Source organism: Rhizobacter sp. P3_B12 (assembly GCF_056402895.1).
Genome location: NZ_JBFUGN010000339.1, coordinates 1 through 5879, shown reverse-complemented (window position 1 = coordinate 5879; position 5879 = coordinate 1). Strand labels below are relative to the sequence as shown.

At 66.7% G+C, this 5879-nt stretch carries 5 protein-coding genes and 1 tRNA gene; all 6 read left to right on the top strand.

The annotated features are described in order from the left end of the window. On the top strand, positions 1-505 hold a 505-nt coding region (locus AC1D01_RS17800), incomplete at its 5' end, for a LysR substrate-binding domain-containing protein (RefSeq protein ID WP_477868551.1). Positions 506-554: 49 nt separating this feature from the next. Continuing rightward, positions 555-1388 (top strand): prolipoprotein diacylglyceryl transferase, encoded by an 834-nt coding sequence (gene lgt, locus AC1D01_RS17795; RefSeq protein WP_477868549.1) that lies wholly within the window; start codon positions 555-557, stop codon positions 1386-1388. After that, on the top strand, positions 1385-2089 hold the full coding sequence (gene dnaQ, locus AC1D01_RS17790) for a DNA polymerase III subunit epsilon (RefSeq protein WP_477868547.1): 705 nt from the start codon (positions 1385-1387) through the stop codon (positions 2087-2089). The genes lgt and dnaQ overlap by 4 nt, the downstream gene beginning before the upstream one ends. Before the next feature lie 61 nt (positions 2090-2150). Beyond that, positions 2151-2225 (top strand) — tRNA-Val (locus tag AC1D01_RS17785). 160 nt (positions 2226-2385) lie between these two features. Next, a complete protein-coding gene (locus AC1D01_RS17780; protein ID WP_477868545.1) occupies positions 2386-3048 on the top strand; it encodes a hypothetical protein in 663 nt (220 codons plus the stop codon). Between the two features lie 417 nt (positions 3049-3465). Next, positions 3466-5574: a right-handed parallel beta-helix repeat-containing protein gene (locus tag AC1D01_RS17775; RefSeq protein WP_477868543.1), complete on the top strand. Its 2109-nt coding sequence runs from the start codon at positions 3466-3468 to the stop codon at positions 5572-5574. The last annotated feature ends 305 nt before the right edge of the window (positions 5575-5879 follow it).

Here is a 5879-nt window from a genome sequence, read left to right as displayed (position 1 = left end):
CGCCCAGGGCGAGGCCGACGCCGGCTTCGTGCTGCACGCGCCCGGCATGCTGCCGGCGCCGGCGCTCGAGCACCTGTCGCTCGGCACCGAGCCGCTGGTGCTGGCGCTGCCGGCCGCATCGCAGCTGGCCGGTGCGCGCCGGCTGTCGTTGCCGGCGCTGCTGGCGCAGCCGCTGATCATCTTCCCGCGGGCGATCGCGCCGTCCATCCACGATGCGGTGTTCGCGTTCTACCACCGGCATGGCGCGACACCGGTGATCGGACAGGAGGCGATCCAGATGCAGACCATCGTCAACCTGGTGTCGGCCGGCCTCGGCCTCGCCTGGGTGCCCGAATCGGTGACCCAGCTGCGGCGCGATGGTGTCAGCTACCGGCAGCTGCCGCCGTCGCTGGCGGCATCGGGCGGCGCGGCGCCGCGCTCGGAAACCAGCCTGGTGTGGCCGCGCGATGCCGGGCCGGTGGTCGAGCGCTTCGTTCGTTTCGTGCGCACATCGCTGGCGACCTGAGCTGGGGTATCGTTCGCCTGCTTCCGCATTGCCCTGGCCCTCCACACCCATGCTCGTTCACCCGAAAATCGATCCCGTCGCGCTGCAGATCGGCCCGCTGGCCATCCACTGGTACGGCATCACCTACCTGGTCGCCTTCGGGCTGTTCCTGTGGCTCGCATCGATCCGCGTGCGGCAGACGCAGTTCGCGCAGGCCGGCTGGACGCGCCGCGATGTCGAAGACCTGCTGTTCTACGGTGTGCTGGGCGTCGTGATCGGCGGCCGGCTCGGCTACGTGCTGTTCTACAAGCCCGGGTACTACGCCAGCCATCCGCTCGAGATCTTCTCGGTCTGGAAGGGCGGCATGGCCTTCCACGGCGGCCTGCTGGGCGTGATCGCGGCGATGGGCGTGTTCGCCTGGATGCGCAAGCGGCCGTTCTGGCAGGTCACCGACCTGATCGCGCCGTGCGTGCCGACCGGGCTCGCGTCCGGGCGCATCGGCAATTTCATCAACGGTGAGTTGTGGGGCCGCGTCACGTCGACCGACCTGCCGTGGGGCATGGTGTTTGCAGGCGCGGGCCCCGAGCCGCGGCACCCGTCGCAGCTCTACCAGTTCGGCATGGAAGGCCTGCTGCTGTTCGGCTTTCTCTGGTGGTTCTCGCGCAAGCCGCGGCCGATGGGCCAGGTGTCGGGCGCCTTCCTGATCGGCTACGGGCTGTGCCGCTTCATCGCGGAGTTCTTCCGCCAGCCGGACGACTTCCTCGGCTTCCTCGCGCTCAACATGAGCATGGGCCAGTGGCTGTGCGTGCCGATGATCCTCGCGGGCATCGTGCTGTGCGCCTGGTCGGCGCGGCGCGGTTTTCCGGCCGGCGAGAAAGTGGCGAAAGAGAAGGTGGCGGCATGAGGCAGATCTTCTTCGACACCGAAACCACCGGCCTGAGCCCGGAGTCGGGCGACCGCATCATCGAGATCGGCTGCGTCGAGATGGTGAACCGGCGCCTGACCGGCAACAACAAGCACTTCTACGTCAACCCTCAGCGCTCGAGCCACGAGGATGCGGTGAAGATCCACGGGCTGACCGACGAATTCCTGGCCGACAAGCCGCTGTTCGCCGCGATCGCCGACGACCTGATGGATTTCCTCGCGGGTGCCGAGATCGTCATCCACAACGCCGGCTTCGATGTCGGCTTCATGAATGCCGAGCTGCGCCGGCTCGGCCGCCGGCCGTTCGCCGAGTGCGTGGCGGGCGTCAGCGACAGCTTGCTGATGGCGCGCGAGATGTTCCCAGGCAAATCGAATTCGCTCGATGCGCTGTGCAAGCGGCTGGAGGTCGACAACTCCAACCGCTCGCTGCACGGCGCGCTGCTGGATGCCGGCCTGCTGGCCGAGGTCTACATCAACATGACGCGCGGACAGAACTCGCTGGTGATCGATGCGGGCGGCACGTCGTCGCTGGACATCGTCGTCGCGGCGATCGACTTCAGCGCCTTCGACCTGCCGGTCATCGTCGCGAACGACGACGAGCTGGCGGCGCACGCGAAGCTGCTCGCCGATCTCGACAAGGCCTCCGGAGGCAAGACGGGGTGGCGCCAGCTTGTGGCATAATCCAGGGCTTCGCGACAAGGCAGTGATGTTGAAACGCGAAGCCGGTGATCGCAAGACACTCGGGCGGTTAACTCAGCGGTAGAGTGCCACCTTCACACGGTGGAAGTCGCAGGTTCGAACCCTGCACCGCCCACCAGTCCGATCATCGTTGGCAAGAGACAGGCAGCAAGAGACAGGCAGCAAGAGACAGGCAACCAGAAGCAGGCAGCACAACGGTGCTGCTTTTTTTTGCCTGTCATGCACACGACGCGCAATGGCAAGAGCCGCCATTCGCCGCAGATATAGTGTCAGACGGCATGTTCCGCACCCACCATCACCTGAACCGCGCGCTGGCCGCGCAGTGCGCCACGCTGTGTGCCGCGCTGGCGTGCACCACCGCGCAGGCCGGCCCACCCGAAGGCGACCTGTTCGGCTACAAGCTCGGTGCGCCGTAYGCCGTCGGCGAGCTGACCCAGCAGCGCACCCGCGTCTCGCCGATGGTCGAGATGATGATCGACAAGCCCGACAAGGCCCCCGACTTCAAGGCCATCGAACTGCTCGCGACGCCGAAGAGCCTGACGCTGCTCAGCGTGCACGGCGTCGCCGATTTCCCCGACGAGACCCAGGCGCGTGCCTTCGCGRCCCGCCAGTCCGCGCTGATCGCCGTCGCCTACGGCGACAAGTGCCCGAAGAGCCCGTCGTTCATGAACGACCTGCTGAAGCTGCTGTGCCCCGGCGGGCTGGAGCTGTCGGTGTCGTACTACCCGCCYGATGCKTCGCGGGYGCAGCACAAGGTSCACCTGGGCCTGCGGCTGGCRCCGGACAGCGAGGCCGGGCGCCGCCTSAGCCGCCTGGCGGAGCAGGAGTCGACCGCGGCATCGACCCCACCGGCGACCCCGCCGGCCCCCGATGTGGATTCGGCGCAACGCRSCGACAAACCAAAAGCCGATACACCGGCCGCGAAGCAGTCGCCGCAATAGGCGCCCGAACGCCGCCTTTCTTCGCGAAGGCAGGCGTTTCAATCGCTCGGATTGGCAGGAAATCACCTTGCTATTTTCCGTGTGCAATCAACGACTTATCGGCAGCCGATGGCTGTTTTGTAGCGATCGCCTACAAGTCTGTAACAAGACCTGAAACAGCTTGCACGTCGGATAAACCCTGATCCGCTCCATCGATATTTCCGATGGATGGATAGCTCCCCCTATGCCACCCCCGTGAACGAGGGGGTGTCGACCCTCATCGGACGCTTGCAAAAACCAAAGACCTCGGTTTGACCTCCCGTAACAGGCGACACCTCTGGTCGTTCAATGATTCGTMCCAGCCGTCGAAACAGGGATGCCCGATCGACGGGCGCAGGGATTGGCCCGGCGTTGCAGGTTGGCTAGAGGAGCTATTCGATGAGTTGGTTTCACAAGGTGTTGGGCGCGTTCTGCGTGACGGCCGTGCTGGCCGGATGCGGCGGGTCTTCGACGGATCAAGGTACCGATGCGGCAGACGCCGCCGGCACGAGCGAATCGGCCGAAGCACTGCGCATCGCAGCCGCCGCCGGTACGCGCTATACGCTGACGGTGTCCGGCCAGGCGGGCGGCCTGATCGGCTCCCAGCCCGCAGGCATCGTCTGCGGTGAAGGCAACACCCAGTGCAGCGCGAGCTTCGCGGCCGGCACGCAGGTGATGATCGGCCACCGCGCCAGCAGCGGCTACACCTTCAAGGGCTGGAGCGGCGGTTCGTGCTCCGGCACCGAGTTCTGCTACGTGACGATGGGCCAGAACCGCACGGTGGTCGGCAGCTTCGTTTCGAACAGCACGCCCACCCCGACGCCGACCCCCACGCCGACGCCGACGCCGACGCCTACCCCCACACCCACCCCGACCCCCACGGTCACCTACCCGCTGGCGATTACCGTCACCGGCAGCGGCTCGCTCACGTCGAGCCCGGCCGGCGTGTCGTGCAGCGCATCGTGCACCAGCGTCTTCTACTCGGGCACGCCGGTCACGCTGAACCCGGCACCGGCTTCCGGCTACAGCTTCAGTGGCTGGAGCGGCGCCTGCTCGGGCACCGGCACCTGCACGGTGCAGATGAATGCAGCGGCGGCGGTCGGCGCCTCGTTCACCGCCACCTCCACCGGCGGCGGCTCGGGCGGAACCGGCGGTACCGGCAACGGCACGGCGCCGGGCACCGGCACCGGCAAGGCCTACTTCGTGGCGACCACCGGCAGCGACAGCAACGCCGGCACGCTCGCGGCCCCGTTCAAGACGATCAACAAGGCGGTCGGCCTGGCCAGCGCCGGTGACACGATCGACGTGCGTGCCGGCACCTACACCGAGAGCGTCGTGATCCGCCGCGCGGGCAGCGCCACGAAGTGGATCTCGCTGCGCGGCTACAACGGCGAGCGCCCGGTGATCAAGAGCACGAGCTCGGGCCCGACCGTGTACTTCTACAACTCCGCCTGCGATGAAGACGCGGTCGGCGACGGCAGCGGCAACACCGACTGCTACCCGATGTACTGGGTGGTGCAAGGCCTGGAGATCCAGGGCAGCGCCGCCGGCGGCGGCGACGGCAACGCGATCAAGATCGACACGCCGAAGGTCAAGCTGGTGRGCAACCGCCTGTGCTGCAGCGTCGCCGACATCGTCAAGCTGGTGCGCACCTCCAACGACGTGGAAGTGCTGGACAACGAGATCTGGCAGGACGCGTCGAAGGTCAAGCCGGGCAGCAATGCCCAGGGTGTCGACATCGTCGGTGCGGACCGCGTCCGTGTCGCCGGCAACTACATCCATGACGTGCCGGACATCGGCGTCTACGCCAAGGGCAATGCACGCAACCCGATCTTCGAGAACAACCGCCTCGTCAACATCGGCAACTCGACCAACGGCCATGCGCTGATGCTGGGCCAGGAGACCGACGACTACCGCCTGGTCGACGGCCTGTACGAGACGTATGACGGCATCGTTCGCAACAATGTCGTGGTCGGATCCACCTGGGCCTGCCTCGCGACCTCGTCGTCGAGCAACGCCCGCTTCTACAACAACAGCTGCTACGACACCGGCAAGCTGATGCACGGTTCGATCTTCCTCTCCAACGAGTCGGAAGTCGGCCAGGCCGGCACCAACGTCTACTTCGGCAACAACATCGTCTACGGTTCGTCGGCCAAGCCGGTGGTGAAGATCGGTTCCAGCGCGATGACCGACTACAAGACGCTGGTCTTCGACCACAACGTCTACTACACCAGCACGGGCGCCCCGACCTTCTCGAGCGACGACTTCTCCGGTGTCAACTTCGCGACCTGGCTGACCAAGTACAAGGCCCTGAGCGGACGTGACGACAGCGGCAGCAAGGTGGCCGATCCGAAGTTCTCGACCACCACGGGCAGCACCCCGCTGACGCTGTCGACCGGCAGCCCGGCGGTCGATGCCGGCGCGAACCAGTCGCTGGTTCCGACCGACTCCCGCGGCGTGCAGCGCGCCCAGGGTGCAAGCACCGACATCGGCGCCTACGAGTACTGATGTCAACCAGGCGCCGGCGGTTCTGCCGGCGCCTTCCTCGATCAACACACGCGGCCGATCCGGCCGCTCAGAGCCCAGCCCGGCGATCCACGCGATCGGGCCTGGACCGGGCTTGTCTGGAGCTATTCAATGAACAGGGTGAACAAGGTGTTCGGTGCGATGTCGCTGGCGATGATGCTGGCGGCTTGCGGCGGCGGAAGCAGCAGCGGCAACACGGCAGTCGCTGGGTCCGAAGTCGATCCCGAACTGGCAGCCGTCGGCGCCACCGAAAGTGCGCAGGCCGTCGGCGACAGCGCGTACTACAC

What these genes read in the sequence shown, in the direction of transcription:
- lgt (WP_477868549.1), top strand. Translation starts at nt 555, where the DNA reads ATGCTCGTTCACCCGAAAATCGATCCCGTCGCGCTGCAGATCGGCCCG.
- dnaQ (WP_477868547.1), top strand. Translation starts at nt 1,385, where the DNA reads ATGAGGCAGATCTTCTTCGACACCGAAACCACCGGCCTGAGCCCGGAG.